Genomic DNA, 14,114 nt, shown 5'->3' on the forward strand with positions numbered 1-14,114 from the left:
AGTCTTTTTTATGCAAAACTTTTGTCGTTTTCTGATGCTGTCTGCCGTTCTGGGTACCCTGCTCGCTGCGCCCAATACCGCTGCGCAGACCAAGGTCGATGTGATAAAGGCTAAGCGCCAACACAGTATCCAGGCGTTGTCCGTTCCTGCTACCGTCAATGCCCGTAACATCAGTGATATCAGTTTTGGTACCAGTGGCCGGTTACAGCAGTTTCAGCTCGATGTCGGCGCCCAGGTGCGCGCCGGCGACGTGATAGCCCGCTTAGACAGTCGGCAGATCAATGCCGCCATTAAATCATTGGAAGCTCAGCGTGACGCCGCCGAGGCCACTGTGGCTGATGAACAGCAACAAGTAGCCGAACTGGAGTCGCTGGCCGAAACTCAGTTTGTTGCTCAGAGTGAATTACGCCGCGCGCGTGCTGCATTGGCAGTGGCCCGCGCTAATTTGGCCGAGTACCAGGCGTTACTGAGCGAGCGAGAAGTAGAGCGAGACTACCATCAACTGCGTGCACCGTTTTCGGGCGTCGTGGCTGAACGGCACGTTGACCAAGGTGAATGGGTCAATCAGGATCAGGTCGCCTTTCGCTTGGTCGAAACGGATGAAGTCTATGTAGACGCTTACCTTGCCCAGCGCTATCTCGAGCAAATTGATGACAGCACGGAAGTCGCTGTGCGTTACGGCTCGGATCAGCCTATGGCTGCAACCATTGCGACCAAGGTCCCCTATTTGTCGGATAACGCCCGTACCTTCTTGCTCCGCCTTACGCCGGAGCGCACTGAACCACTGACCGTTGGTGCGGCTGTCACGGCCGACGTGGCGATTCGTAGTAAAAACCCGCACCTAACTGTGCCTCAGGATGCGGTAATCCGCTACAGCGACGGCCGTACTTCGGTTTGGATTGCCCGCCGTGAAGACCAACAATGGCTTGCCCGCGAACAGCTGGTTGAACTCGGTGAACGCTTTAACGGCTGGGTTGTTGTCCGCGCCGACGGCTTGTCGGCTGATACCCGCGTGGTGGTGCGCGGTAATGAATCGTTAACCGACGGCGAAGTGCTGCAGCTGACGGAGAGCAACGACTATGATTGAAGCCTTGATCCGGCACAAGCACGTTACCATCGTGGCGGTATTGATCCTGTGCTTGATGGGCCTTGCTGCAGCATTGAAAATCCCGGTGCAGATGATACCGGACTTGGAAGTCAGAACCATCTCGGTACAAACGTCCTGGCCGGGGGCAACCCCGCAGGATATCGAAAAAGAAATCCTGGTTGAGCAGGAAGAGTATCTGCGCACCGTACCCAACCTGCAGCGCATGGAAAGCAGTGCCAGTAATGGTCAGGCGTCCATCGAACTGGATTTTCCGTTCGGAATTGACGTTACAGAAACATTAATACTAGTTAACAATGCATTAAGTCAGGTTCCAAATTATCCTGACAATGTCGACCAACCGAGAATTTATGCCGCTTCCTTTTCCAGCAACGCGTTTATGTACTTTCGGGTCGCTCCCCTACCCGGTAATCCCAAAAATATCGACATGGTACGGATGCGTGATTACATCGAAGACAATGTGCGGCCACGCATGTCCTCAGTTGCCGGGGTGTCGCAGGTGGAAGTCAGCGGCGGTGCCCAACGACAGGTTCGTATTCAACTGGATCGACAAGCGCTCAGCAATCATGGTTTGACCGTTTCCGACGTGCAACGGGCATTGCAGACCCGTAATGCGGATACATCGGCCGGCGAGCTGGAACAAAATAAACGTCGTTATCTGCTGCGAACCGTTGGTCGTTTTGACACCATTGAAGAGATGCAGCAAACCATTATCGCCCGCGACGGTGACAAACTGGTGCGGCTGGATGATATCGCCCGCATCGATCTCAATCATTTCGAAACCAACAGCGAGTCGTGGTTTAAAGACGAACAGGTGTTGAGCCTGCAGGTAAAGCGGGAGTCCGGCTCCAACGTCATTGATATTAAGTACGCCATGTTGGCTGAAGTTGAGCGCATCAATGAAGAGCTGTTAAAGCCCGCTGGTATGCACATCGTGCTCAATTCCGATGACGTGCGTTACGTTGAAGCTTCCATTCAGAACGTGTTGTTTAACCTCGCCCTGGGTGCGGTGTTTGCCACCTTAGTAATGTACGGGCTAATGCGCTCCGGACGGGCAACAGCCATTGCCGTGGTGGGGATTCCCATCTGTACCCTGGCCGGTTTTATTGGCCTGCTGTTACTGGACCGTACCATTAATGTTATCTCCCTCGCGGGCATTGCCTTTGCTATTGGCATGACCCTCGATAACACCATTGTGGTGCTGGAAAGCATCGAACTGGAACGGCAAAAAGGCGCCAAGCCAAAACAGGCCGCGGTATTGGGTGTACAACGCGTATGGACAGCGGTGCTGGCGTCGACACTGACCACCGTGATGGTGTTTTTACCGATTTTATTTATTGTGCAGGAAGCCGGTCAGTTGTACTCCGACATTGCGATAGCCATTTCCTCGGCCATCATTGCGTCGATGTTGGTGTCGGTTACCCTGGTGCCGCTGCTGTCGGCTTATTTCCCGGCGCGGGCTAAAACCAAGGTCACCGATCGGTTGTTGTCCGGTGTCGGTAAGCTCGCCGATCGCACGCTCGCCAGCCGTAAACGTCAGGTTGTTACCGTCGCCGGTACCTTTGCGTTGGTGGTCGGGGTCTGGTGGCTACTGACACCGCCGGCCGAATACCTGCCCGAAGGAGAAGAAGCCAAGACCTTTGCGTCAATGAACGCGCCGCCGGGTTACAACCTACAAACCATGTCGGCGATCGGCGACGAGATCCGCGCGATTTTTGATCCGGCCTTAACCACCGAACAGCAACAGGTCACCAGCCCCGACGGGTTAACCATACCGGCGTTAAAGACGATCAGTTACAGCGTGTCGCCGACCAATTTGCGGATCATCGCTGAAACCCGTGATGCCGATCGGATTGAAGAGCTCATGAATGCGATAACCGAGGTTTATGAGCGTTATCCGGGTATGCGCGCCTTCGCCACCAAAGGCTCCATCATCAGCAGCAATGACGGCGGTACCCGCAGTATTAATGTTGATGTCGGTGGCACGGATTTGGCGGAGGTTTATAACGCAGCCCGAGCCATTTATACCCGCGCTGAAGCGGTGTTTGACAACCCCCGGATTCAGAGTTCGCCAGGTTCGCTGACGCTGCAGCAGCCACTGCTGGAAATACACCCTGATTTCGCCCGTTTGGCAGAACTGGATTTGGACGCACAGAGTCTGGGTTACGCGGTCGCGGCATTAACCGACGGTGCCTTTGTGGGTGAGTTTTTCCAGGGCGACGATAAGATTGATATGTACTTATTTAGCCAAGACGGTACCGACACAAAACCGGACGCCCTCGACGCCATGCCGGTGTATCAATATCAGGGCCGCGCGCTGCCGCTGTCCGCGCTGGCGACCGTGACAGAAACGGTCGATACCAGTACCGTCCGACGCGTGAACAGTCGTCGTACCGTAACGCTTAATATCATTCCGCCCGACTCGGTGGCGCTGGAATCCGGTGTCGCTCAGGTGCGTAATGATGTGATAGAGCATCTGCGCGAACGTGGTGTGATTGATAAAGACATCAGTACTGAGCTATCCGGCGCGGCCGATCAACTGGCGGAAACGCAGGCCGCATTAAGTCAAAATTATCTGCTTTCTGTCGCCATCGTCTATTTGCTGATGGTCGCGATATTCTCGCACTGGGGCTATCCCTTGTTGATCATGCTCACCATTCCGATGGGCATCAGCGCGGGCATACTGGGGCTAGCATTAATGAATGGCGTTGGCGAATTGCTGCCCTTACTGGGTATGAAACCGCTCAACCAACCCTTTGATATGATCACCATGCTGGGTTTCCTGATCCTGATGGGGACGGTCATTAACAACCCGATTCTGGTGGTTGAGCGTGCCGTTTATCTGCGCGATAAAGACGGCTACCCGTTGATTGATGCCATTAAGGAAGGCTTGTTATCACGCGTACGCCCTATCACCATTACCACCCTCACGACCTTGTGCGGTATTGCGCCATTGGTGTTTATCCCTGGTGAAGGTACCGAATTATACCGTGGGGTCGGTATTATCGTGATGTTCGGGCTGATAGGTGCTGCCGTGGTTACCATACTGACGTTGCCTGCATTGTCAGCGTTGATGCTGCGGGGCACGACAAAACAGTAACGCTTTTACTTTAGTTAAATTCATTAAGGTCGATACAAGATCGACACCGTCTTTGACTATGGTCTACTTTCTTTATTGTAAAGAGAGCGTAAAGTAGAGCGATAAACGAATTATTACTGTTTTTGAGGGATCAACATGGGTTTCATTCAACGTTTTAGTATTACCCGTCGGCTTGTAGCGTTATTAGGTATTGCTGCCTTCGGTACCGCCCTGATGGTTGCCTTCATGATGTTCATTCTTAACGGGCTGCTTATCCAGGAGGAAAAGCGCAAACTCGACGCGGTATTGGACGCGGCTCATACGATGGTCAGTTATTATCATGAACAGGCCAGTAACGGCGAGATCAGTGAAGAGCAGGCTCGTGCTCAAGCGTTTGCCCGACTTGACGAGATACGTTACGAGGGTTCTGAATACATTTTCACCCTCAACCGTCAGGGCGAAATGGTACAGCACCCTTTCACCAAAGCGCTGGTCGGTAAAAACGTACTCTCCTACGAAGATCCGCAAGGGACAAAACTGTTTGAAGAAATGGTCAACAAGGCTCGCAATGCGGATCGCGCTACGGTCGAGTATATCTGGCAAAAAGGCAGCGACAGCAGCAACCTGGTACCCAAAATCAGCCGCATCCGGGTATTCCAGCCCTGGAACTTAATCATTGGTACCGGTCAGTACACAGATAACATCGCCTCAATGCTGTGGCAGGAATTCTTTAAACTGGTCGGCCTTGCCGTGGTTTTATCAGTACCACTGCTTTTGTTGTTCGTGTTGATCATTCGCAGCATAACCCGTCCGCTTAAACGCATTAATGCCGCGATGGTAGACATTGCTCAGGGTGAAGGCGACCTGACCCGCCGGTTAAATGCCGATGGCGGTGACGAACTGGCACAACTGGCCGCATCTTTTAACGAATTTGTCAGTAAAATTCAGCAATTGGTAAAAAGTGTGCAAAACAGTGCGCAGGAAGAAGAACGTGCTGCCGAACGTTTGGCGGCACTGAGCAGTCAAAGCAGCGAACAGAGTGACGAGCTGCGGTCGCAGACCGATTCCGTTGCGACCGCCATCAACGAGCTCTCCTCTTCCGCCGGCGAAGTCGCAGAACATGCCCGGACAGCCGCAGAATCGGCCAATACTGCCGATGAGGAAGCCGGTCGTTCGGCGGTAATTGTGCGCGAAGCGGTAAATAATATTGAAGCACTTACCGCGCAACTGCGGAAAGCCGGCGAACAGGCGCGCCTGTTACAGGACGGTTCCGATAAAATTGGCAACATTCTTGGCGTCATCGTCGCCATTGCTGAACAAACCAACCTACTGGCGTTGAACGCAGCGATTGAGGCGGCTCGTGCCGGTGAAGCGGGTCGTGGTTTTGCCGTAGTTGCCGACGAAGTACGCACACTGGCTACGCGCACACAGCAATCAACCGATGAAATATCGACCATTGTCGACAGTATTCAGGGCGCGATTAAGGACGTTACTCACATCATTTCTGATGTCGAACAGCGTTCTCAAACCACCAATGAAGGCGCCCTCAAAGCGGAACAGGCGATCAGTCAGATTCAGGAAGCGGTTGCCAACATTTCCTCGATGAACGTTCAAATTGCCTCAGCCACTGACGAGCAAAGCCGCGTGACTCGTGACTTAAGCGAAAATGTCACCGGCATCAGTGACCTCTCCGGTGATAACCAAAGTGCCAACCAACAGGTGGCCGAAGTGAGTCAAAAACTCACCAAAAACAGTATTGATTTAAGTCAATTAGTATCACGATTCAAAACCGAATAGCCTTTATTATTATGGGGATATTAGTATTATCCCCTCTGTACCTTTAGGTACATAAGGTGTAAAATTCGCGTACTTTTACAAGGAAGCTGACTTTTGGTTAAGCGGGTAAAAGTCACCATTTTTCCTGATCTCAATCACCGCGGAATATAAAGATGAGTCAAACAATTCCACAACAACCGATCGAATATAATATGAAGGTCGTTCGGCAGTTTACTGTCATGACCATTATTTGGGGTATCGTCGGCATGGCGTTGGGTGTTTTGATTGCGGCCCAGCTGGTCTGGCCGGAGTTAAACTTCAACACGCCTTGGCTAACTTACTCTCGTCTTCGTCCGTTGCATACCAATGCGGTTATTTTTGCATTCGGTACCAGCGCACTGTTCGCCACGTCTTATTATGTGGTGCAAAAAACCTGTCGTACACGTTTGTTCTCGGACAAACTGGCTGCGTTTACCTTCTGGGGTTGGCAAGCCGTTATCTTGTCGGCTGTTATTACCCTGCCTCTTGGGATCACCAGCACCAAGGAATACGCTGAACTTGAGTGGCCAATCGATATCTTGATTGCGGTGACCTGGATTGCCTATGCCATCGTGTTCTTCGGCACCCTGGCGATTCGTAAAACCTCGCACATTTATGTGGCTAACTGGTTCTATGGTGGCTTTATTGTGGTTATTGCCATGCTGCACATTGTTAACAGTATGGCGGTGCCGGTAAGCTTCATGAAGTCTTACTCAATGTACTCAGGTGCAGTCGACGCCATGATTCAATGGTGGTACGGCCACAACGCGGTTGGCTTCCTGCTGACAGCCGGCTTCCTGGGTATGATGTACTACTTCGTACCGAAGCAGGCTGAACGTCCGGTTTACTCGTACCGTCTGTCGGTTGTCCACTTCTGGGCGCTGATTTCGCTGTACATCTGGGCCGGTCCTCACCATTTACACTACACTGCCCTGCCGGACTGGACTCAGTCTCTGGGTATGGTGATGTCAGTGATTCTGTTCGTACCTTCATGGGGCGGCATGATCAACGGTATCATGACCCTGTCAGGTGCCTGGCACAAGCTGCGTACTGACCCGATCCTGCGCTTCCTGATCGTGTCACTGTCTTTCTATGGTATGTCGACGTTCGAAGGTCCAATGATGGCCATCAAGTCAGTAAACGCCTTGTCGCACTACACTGACTGGACCGTCGGTCACGTTCACTCCGGCGCACTGGGCTGGGTTGCGATGATCACCATCGGTTCTATGTACTATCTGGTACCACGTCTGTTTAACCAGAAACAATTGCACAGCATTAAGCTGGTCAACGTACACTTCTGGCTGCACACCATCGGCGTTGTGTTCTACATCGTTTCGATGTGGATCTCAGGCGTCATGCAAGGTCTGATGTGGCGCGCGACGAACGCTGACGGTACGCTGACCTACAGCTTCGTAGAAAGTGTACAAGCATCTTACCCATTCTGGGCAGGTCGCTTCGTTGGCGGTGTGTTCATTGTCGTCGGTATGCTGATTATGGCGTACAACTGTTATCAAACCATCCAGGCGGGCCGTCGTGAGACAGCTGCTGGTAACGTCGTACAAACCGCCTAAGGGAGATTGACAGATGAAACACGAATTTGTTGAAAAGCACCTCGGGTGGTTATCGGTTCTGATGATTCTCGCGGTGTCCATTGGTGGTATCGTTCAGATTACCCCATTGCTGTTCCAAAGCCAGGTGCAAGAGCCGATTAAAGGTTTGCAGCCTTACACGGCACTGGAACTTGAAGGTCGCGATATCTACATGCGCGAAGGCTGTGTGCAATGTCACAGCCAGATGATTCGTCCGTTCCGTGCAGAAACCGAGCGTTACGGTCACTACTCGCTGGCGGGCGAACACGTATGGGAATTCCCATTCCTGTGGGGTTCTAAGCGTACCGGTCCTGACCTTGCGCGCGTTGGCGGACGTTACAGTGACGAGTGGCACTATGTGCACTTAATGAACCCACGTAACGTTGTTCCAGAATCGAACATGCCGGCCTTCCCTTGGTTAGCGGAAAATACCCTAACGGGCGAAGATACTGCGAAGAAAATGCAGGTAATGAAACAATTGGGTGTACCTTACACCGAAGAAGACATTGCCGGCGCTAAACAAGCAGTTCAGGGCAAAACCGAAATGGAAGCGCTCATTGCGTATTTGCAGTCCCTGGGTACAGCACTATCACGGGCTGATAAGTAATGGGTTTTGGTGAATGGCACGGCATTTGGACGATCATCATACTGGTCTTATTTTTGGCCATTGTAGGCTGGTCGTTCTTTAGCCGACGCGCAAAAAAACAATTCGATGAAGCAGCCAATTCTATCTTTGAAGAAGATAAGGCTTCATCGGTAAAGGAAAGCGACAAACCGGAGTCGAAGAAAGATGAGTAGCTTCTGGAGTGCATGGATAATTGTTCTTACGCTGGCAACCTTGGTTGCGTTGATTTGGTTGTTGCGCTGGAACATGAAGAACTACACCCACATCGAAGAAGGTCAGGAAATGGACCACGAATTCGATGGGATCGTAGAAATTAACAACCCCTTACCGAAGTGGTGGACGTACTTATTCTGGGCGTGTTTTGCCTGGGGCTTCCTGTACCTGGCGCTCTACCCTGGCCTGGGCAACTTCCAGGGTTTGCTGGGCTGGAAGAGCTCTAACCAGGACGTGCAATCGTTAGAAGAGTCACGTCAGGCCATGGAAGAAGCGCAAGAGCAAGGCTTGATTGTTGAGTACGACCGTGCGGTACGTGATGCCGAAGAAAAATACGGTCCGATCTTCGAAGCTTTTGCCGAGCAGTCTATTCCTGAACTGGCGAAGAACGAAGACGCATTGGATGTCGGTCAGCGCCTGTTCCTGCAAAACTGTGCTCAATGTCACGGTTCAAACGCGATGGGCGGCCCGGGCTTCCCTAACCTGACCGATGATGACTGGTTGTACGGTGGTGAGCCACACGACATCAAAACGTCGTTGTTGCAAGGCCGTCAGGGCAACATGCCTGCTTTTGGTGAGCAGTTTACGGATCAGCAAATCACTGAATTGGCTAACTACGTTGCCAGCCTCAGTGGTCGTAATGTGGATCCGAAGTTGGCCGAAGCCGGTAAACAGAATTATGCGGTTTGTGCTGCATGTCACGGTCAGGACGGTAAAGGTAACCAGCAACTGGGCGCACCTAACCTAACGGATAACGTGTGGCTGTACGGTGGTTCAATTAATAAAATTGAAGAAACCCTGCACTATGGCCGTAACGGCGTCATGCCAGCATGGAAAGATATCCTCGGAGAGGATAAAATCCACGTGGTGTCGGCGTACATTTACAGCTTGTCGAATGACTAAGCGACTTTCTTAGTAAAACCCCGCCACGGCGGGGTTTTTTGTATGAGGTAATAGATTATGGTGAAGCCTTGGTATAAGCAGTTCTGGCCTTGGTTCCTCATTTCAGTTCCGGTGCTGGTGATGATTGTCTGTGCGATCATCATTTATCTGGCCGTAACCCAGGGTAATTTTTCGATGGTTGTAGACGATTACTACAAACGCGGAAAGACCATCAATGCGGTTATTGAGCACGTTGAAAAGGCTCAGGAACTGAACATCAGTTTTGAATTTACCGCCAACAACGGTGAATTTGCACTGCGCTACAAGTCAGGTGCGCCCGAGCAGCTTAGTGCCCTCAACGTCAAGTTTGTGCACGCAACCAATGCCGAAAAAGATTTTTCTCGTCGCGTCACTGTCGCGGCTGACGGCGTCTACCGCGCTGACATTCCTGAAGCCATTGATGGTCGTTGGACCGTTACTGTGGAACCCTTTGACCGGCACTGGAAGGTGAGTCAAAAATACACCTTGCCAGCCGCCCAGTGGACCCTGATTGAGCCTTTGTTGTACGGCGTTTAAGCAATGACCGAAAAAAACGATCCCAAGCCCTGTTTTCATTGTCTGCAGCCCATTCCTAAGGGCGTTGATTTAACGGTAACCTTCGATGGGACCCCTCAACCGGTATGTTGTGCCGGTTGTCAGGCGGTCGCGGAAACCATCATCGAGCACGGCCTAAGCGCGTATTACAAACACCGTGATTTGGATAAGCCACAGCAAACGCCAATCTTGCCCGATGAACTCAAAAACCTGGAGGTTTATGACCATCCGGATGTGCAAAAAGAGTTTGTCCGCGAGCTGGAAGGCGATCTGCAACAGGCGGCTTTGACCATTTCGAACATCACCTGCTCGGCCTGTGCCTGGCTTATTGAACGCGAGCTACAGGCCACGCCCGGCGTGACTAAAGCCATCGTTAATTTGTCCAGCCAACGTCTGCAGGTAACCTGGGATCCTCGTCAGGTCGGCATCAGTGACATGATCAAGCGGTTAGCCGCGATTGGTTATCAGGCCCGTCCGTTTCAGCCTAACCAGCAGGAACAGCAATTCAGTCGGCAGCGTAAAGGCTTTATTCGCCGGCTGGGGTTAGCGGGATTGGCGACCATGCAGGTCATGATGCTGGCATTCGCGCTCTACTTCGGGGTCGTCAGCGATCTTGATGACACCACACGTCAGTACATTTGGTCGGTGAGCCTGATTTTTGCCACTCCGGTTATTCTGTACAGTGCGCAGCCCTTTTACATCGGTGCGTTGCGAGCGTTGCAGGCAAAAACGCTGAATATGGATGTGCCGGTCAGTATTGCCTTGCTCGGCGCATACACGGCCAGCGTCTACGCCGTCACACAAGGCAGTGGCGAGGTGTATTTTGAATCGATCTCGATGTTTACCTTTTTCCTATTGTCGGGACGGTATCTGGAGCTGTTAGCAAAAGAAAAGGCGCTGCGGTTCGCCACCAATCGCTTAACACTAATGCCGCAACTGGCCCAACGCGAAACCAGCGACGGCCTTGAGTCGGTAGCGGTAAAGCAGTTGCATGTTGGTGATGTGATTGTGGTTAATCCGGGCGATACACTGGCCGCCGACGGTCAGTTGTTGTCGGACGAAGCCTGGCTGGATGAGAGTCTGCTCAGTGGTGAAAGCGTACCGAATCGCAAAATTAAAGGCCAAACCGTGGTCGCCGGTAGCATCAACCAGCAGTCCGCGATTCGCATCCGCGTTACCGCCGCTGCCCAACAGACGGTACTGGCCGGTATCGTTGCGATGCAGGACTCAGCGTTGGCAGAAAAACCCAAAGTGCAGCAGGTCATCGATAAAGTGGCCAGTTATTTTGTCAGCAGCATTCTGGTTATTGCCACCCTCACCTTTTTGGTGTGGTGGTGGATTGAACCTGAACACGCATTATGGGTTACCCTGGCCGTATTGGTGGCGACCTGCCCCTGTGCGCTGTCGCTGGCGGCACCAACGGCGATCACCGGCACCATTCATCGGCTTAACCGCAAAGGCATTTTGGTAAAAGGCTCGCAAGTACTGGAATCGGTGAAGCAACTGGATGTCATTTGCTTTGATAAAACCGGTACGCTGACCGAAGGTAAGTTCAGTATTACCGAGCGCAGAGACTTTATTGAGCCAGAGCAGATCAACCAGCTGGTGGCCGGCATGGAAGCCTATTCCGAGCACCCTCTGGCGTTACCGTTGAAGCAATTATCGGCAACACCGCGTCCGTTTAAAGAACAGGTACGAATGGTGGCAGGCTCCGGGCTCGAAGTCGTTACCGAACAAGGCGAACACTATCGCTTGGGCAGCCCCGCGTTTATCGCCGAATGGCACCCGCAGGCGGCCGCCGAGACGCGTTTTAATGTGGTTCTGGCCAGTAAGCAGCAGTTGTTGGCACAGTTTACCATTGAGGATAATCTGCGCGATGATGCCAAACAGACCCTCGACACTCTGCAGCGTCAGGGCATTCGTACCCTGCTGGTCAGTGGCGATGATAACGGTCGGGTTGCGGCCACCGCCAGTCAACTGAACATGACCGAGTATTACGGCGAGTACAAACCGCAGCAAAAACTGGATTTGATCAAATCATTGCAACAAAGCGGCAACACCGTATGGATGATCGGTGATGGGCTTAATGATGGTCCGGTGTTGGCTCAGGCTCACCTTTCCATGACCTTTGCCAACGCTTCGGATCTGGCCAAAACCGCCGCTGATGTGGTGATTTTGTCGGATCAACTGAACAGCGTCGAAGAGGTGATTCGAAGTGCCCGCAAGTCTCGTGTTATCATGCGCCAGAACTTTACCTGGGCGGTGGCCTATAATGTGTCCATTCTGCCCGTTGCAGCACTGGGCATTATTGCGCCCTGGGTGGCCGCGTTGGGAATGTCATTAAGTTCCCTGTTGGTTATTGCAAACTCGTTGAGGTTATACCGCGAATGAGTGTTATCTATGCGTTGATTCCCGTCGCCATTATTTTTGTCGTGATCGCTGTTATCGTGTTTTTCTGGGCGGTACGCTCTAATCAGTTCGAAGACATCGAGCGTGAAGGTTCACGCATTCTGCTCGATGACGACGAAGAGCAGGAAAACCGGAACGACCGTGAACAACGTTGATATTGTTACCGCATTTATTATGGGACTGGCCGGTGCCGGACATTGCTTAGCCATGTGCGGCGGCATTGCCAGCGCCATTGGTGTACAGACACGCTGGTCCAATATTGTGCTGTACAATGTTGGCCGCATGGCCTCCTATGTGCTGCTCGGCGCTATTGTTGGTGGCGCGGTTGCTTTGATCGCGCCCGACTCCCCTCACACCACTAAGGTCCTGCGCTGGCTGGCGGTGCTGTTTTTACTGGCACTGGGGTTGTACTTTACCGGCTGGTGGCCAATCCTGAATAAACTTGAGCAGGCGGCCAAGCCACTATGGAATCGTGTCAAAGGTCTTGCTCCAGCGCAAACCGGTGGCCGACTGACGGTGTTTCTGGCCGGCGCGGTTTGGGGCTGGCTACCCTGTGGGCTGGTGTACAGTGCACTGAGCTACGCTGCGGTCAGCGGTGACGCGCTGCAAGGTGGCCTGTTAATGGCGGCGTTTGCGATCGGTACGTTTCCGGCGATGGTTGGCGCCGGTTACTTCAGTCAGGCCATGCGCAGTATCTTACAGGCACAAGGCTTCCGCCTGGCCATCGGTGTGTTACTGATGATTTACGCGCTGTGGACCGCACTGACGCTGATCCGTCCGCATTTTTGATCGACAGACTAGGTACTTCGTTTTATCTGCGCTAACCTTAATGGTAGATTCTTTACATGATTAAGGTGGTGAAAAATGGACGCGTTTCGTCACATACTGGTTGTTGTCGATCCGGCCGATGAGCAACACAAAGCCATAAATCGTGCGATGCACATGGCTAAACTCAGTGATGCCCGATTAACTCTGTTCCTCTCGATTTATGACTTTTCCTACGAAATGACGACCATGTTGTCGCGCGAGGAACGCGACACCATGCGCGCGAATCTGATCGCTGACCGCAAAGCCTGGCTGACCGACCTCTTGACTCATTACGATACCACCGAAGTGCGTCTGGACATCCAGGTGGTTTGGCACAACCGTCCGTTCGAGGCGATTATTGAAACCGCGCTCAAAGAGCAGCACGATCTCATCATCAAAGCGTCGCACGTAACGTCGAGCCTGCAAAACCTGTTGTTTACACCGACCGACTGGCATTTGCTGCGCAAAGCGCCCTGCGCCGTACTGATGGTGAAAGAACATGCCTGGCCGCAGCACGGACAGATCATCGCCGCCGTCCACAGCGGTTCCGAAGAAGCGCACCATGAATCACTGAACACCCGCATCGTTGAACATGCCGAAGCGATGAGCCACATCCTCAACGCCAGTGTTCACCTGGTCAATGCGTATCCCGGCGCACCGGTCAATGTGGCCGTGGAAATTCCCGAATTTGACGTCACCCAATACACCGAAGAGCTACAGACTCATCATCAGAACAAGATGCGAGAGCTTGGCCGTCGCTTCAACATTCCTGAACCACAGCAACACGTTGCCCAGGGTTTGCCGGAGCAAGTGATCCCTGAATTTTCTGAAAAGCTGGATGCCGAACTGGTGGTCATGGGCACCATCGGCCGCACCGGCATCACCGCCGCGTTGCTGGGCAATACCGCCGAACACGTGCTGGAGCAGCTCAACTGTGATGTGCTGGCCGTTAAGCCTGAGGATTTTGTCAGTCCATTGGCGTAATGACGACAGTCA

12 protein-coding genes are annotated in these 14,114 nt (G+C 52.6%); all 12 read left to right on the forward strand.

From position 1 onward, the window contains the following. Nucleotides 1–10 precede the first annotated feature (10 nt). Complete coding sequence (locus C5610_RS06210; RefSeq protein ID WP_105306411.1) at nucleotides 11–1,087, forward strand: efflux RND transporter periplasmic adaptor subunit; 1,077 nt, start codon at nucleotides 11–13, stop codon at nucleotides 1,085–1,087. Beyond that, nucleotides 1,080–4,205, forward strand: coding sequence for an efflux RND transporter permease subunit (locus tag C5610_RS06215; RefSeq protein ID WP_105306412.1), 3,126 nt, complete (start codon nucleotides 1,080–1,082; stop codon nucleotides 4,203–4,205). Before C5610_RS06210 ends, C5610_RS06215 begins: the two co-directional genes overlap by 8 nt. A 135-nt stretch (nucleotides 4,206–4,340) precedes the next feature. Beyond that, nucleotides 4,341–5,981 (forward strand): methyl-accepting chemotaxis protein, encoded by a 1,641-nt coding sequence (locus C5610_RS06220; RefSeq protein WP_105306413.1) that lies wholly within the window; start codon nucleotides 4,341–4,343, stop codon nucleotides 5,979–5,981. Between the two features lie 152 nt (nucleotides 5,982–6,133). Further along, on the forward strand, nucleotides 6,134–7,570 hold the full coding sequence (gene ccoN, locus C5610_RS06225; RefSeq protein ID WP_105306414.1) for a cytochrome-c oxidase, cbb3-type subunit I: 1,437 nt from the start codon (nucleotides 6,134–6,136) through the stop codon (nucleotides 7,568–7,570). 13 nt (nucleotides 7,571–7,583) lie between these two features. Continuing rightward, nucleotides 7,584–8,195 (forward strand): cytochrome-c oxidase, cbb3-type subunit II, encoded by a 612-nt coding sequence (gene ccoO, locus C5610_RS06230; RefSeq protein WP_105306415.1) that lies wholly within the window; start codon nucleotides 7,584–7,586, stop codon nucleotides 8,193–8,195. Continuing rightward, nucleotides 8,195–8,386: a cbb3-type cytochrome oxidase subunit 3 gene (locus C5610_RS06235; protein ID WP_105306416.1), complete on the forward strand. Its 192-nt coding sequence runs from the start codon at nucleotides 8,195–8,197 to the stop codon at nucleotides 8,384–8,386. The genes ccoO and C5610_RS06235 overlap by 1 nt, the downstream gene beginning before the upstream one ends. Beyond that, nucleotides 8,379–9,329 carry a cytochrome-c oxidase, cbb3-type subunit III gene (ccoP, locus tag C5610_RS06240; protein ID WP_105306417.1) on the forward strand — a complete coding sequence of 317 codons (951 nt, stop codon included), beginning with the start codon at nucleotides 8,379–8,381 and terminating at the stop codon, nucleotides 9,327–9,329. The genes C5610_RS06235 and ccoP overlap by 8 nt, the downstream gene beginning before the upstream one ends. A 57-nt stretch (nucleotides 9,330–9,386) precedes the next feature. Next, entirely contained in the window at nucleotides 9,387–9,884 is a 498-nt protein-coding gene (locus C5610_RS06245; protein ID WP_105306418.1) for a FixH family protein, read from the forward strand. A 3-nt stretch (nucleotides 9,885–9,887) separates the two neighbouring features. After that, nucleotides 9,888–12,293 (forward strand): heavy metal translocating P-type ATPase, encoded by a 2,406-nt coding sequence (locus C5610_RS06250; protein WP_105306419.1) that lies wholly within the window; start codon nucleotides 9,888–9,890, stop codon nucleotides 12,291–12,293. Then, the gene (ccoS, locus tag C5610_RS06255) at nucleotides 12,290–12,466 is read left to right on the forward strand and encodes a cbb3-type cytochrome oxidase assembly protein CcoS (RefSeq protein ID WP_105306420.1); all 177 of its coding nucleotides are present in this window, start codon (nucleotides 12,290–12,292) and stop codon (nucleotides 12,464–12,466) included. The genes C5610_RS06250 and ccoS overlap by 4 nt, the downstream gene beginning before the upstream one ends. Continuing rightward, nucleotides 12,453–13,100, forward strand: coding sequence for a sulfite exporter TauE/SafE family protein (locus tag C5610_RS06260; RefSeq protein ID WP_262340058.1), 648 nt, complete (start codon nucleotides 12,453–12,455; stop codon nucleotides 13,098–13,100). The genes ccoS and C5610_RS06260 overlap by 14 nt, the downstream gene beginning before the upstream one ends. A gap of 75 nt (nucleotides 13,101–13,175) precedes the next feature. Beyond that, nucleotides 13,176–14,102 carry a universal stress protein UspE gene (gene uspE, locus C5610_RS06265; protein ID WP_105306421.1) on the forward strand — a complete coding sequence of 309 codons (927 nt, stop codon included), beginning with the start codon at nucleotides 13,176–13,178 and terminating at the stop codon, nucleotides 14,100–14,102. Nucleotides 14,103–14,114: the final 12 nt, after the last annotated feature.

Source organism: Idiomarina sp. OT37-5b, from assembly GCF_002968395.1.
GTDB classification, from domain to species: Bacteria; Pseudomonadota; Gammaproteobacteria; order Enterobacterales; family Alteromonadaceae; genus Idiomarina; species Idiomarina aquatica.

What these genes read in the sequence shown, in the direction of transcription:
- C5610_RS06210 (WP_105306411.1), top strand. Translation starts at nt 11, where the DNA reads ATGCAAAACTTTTGTCGTTTTCTGATGCTGTCTGCCGTTCTGGGTACC.
- C5610_RS06215 (WP_105306412.1), top strand. Translation starts at nt 1,080, where the DNA reads ATGATTGAAGCCTTGATCCGGCACAAGCACGTTACCATCGTGGCGGTA.
- C5610_RS06220 (WP_105306413.1), top strand. Translation starts at nt 4,341, where the DNA reads ATGGGTTTCATTCAACGTTTTAGTATTACCCGTCGGCTTGTAGCGTTA.
- ccoN (WP_105306414.1), top strand. Translation starts at nt 6,134, where the DNA reads ATGAGTCAAACAATTCCACAACAACCGATCGAATATAATATGAAGGTC.
- ccoO (WP_105306415.1), top strand. Translation starts at nt 7,584, where the DNA reads ATGAAACACGAATTTGTTGAAAAGCACCTCGGGTGGTTATCGGTTCTG.
- C5610_RS06235 (WP_105306416.1), top strand. Translation starts at nt 8,195, where the DNA reads ATGGGTTTTGGTGAATGGCACGGCATTTGGACGATCATCATACTGGTC.
- ccoP (WP_105306417.1), top strand. Translation starts at nt 8,379, where the DNA reads ATGAGTAGCTTCTGGAGTGCATGGATAATTGTTCTTACGCTGGCAACC.
- C5610_RS06245 (WP_105306418.1), top strand. Translation starts at nt 9,387, where the DNA reads ATGGTGAAGCCTTGGTATAAGCAGTTCTGGCCTTGGTTCCTCATTTCA.
- C5610_RS06250 (WP_105306419.1), top strand. Translation starts at nt 9,888, where the DNA reads ATGACCGAAAAAAACGATCCCAAGCCCTGTTTTCATTGTCTGCAGCCC.
- ccoS (WP_105306420.1), top strand. Translation starts at nt 12,290, where the DNA reads ATGAGTGTTATCTATGCGTTGATTCCCGTCGCCATTATTTTTGTCGTG.
- uspE (WP_105306421.1), top strand. Translation starts at nt 13,176, where the DNA reads ATGGACGCGTTTCGTCACATACTGGTTGTTGTCGATCCGGCCGATGAG.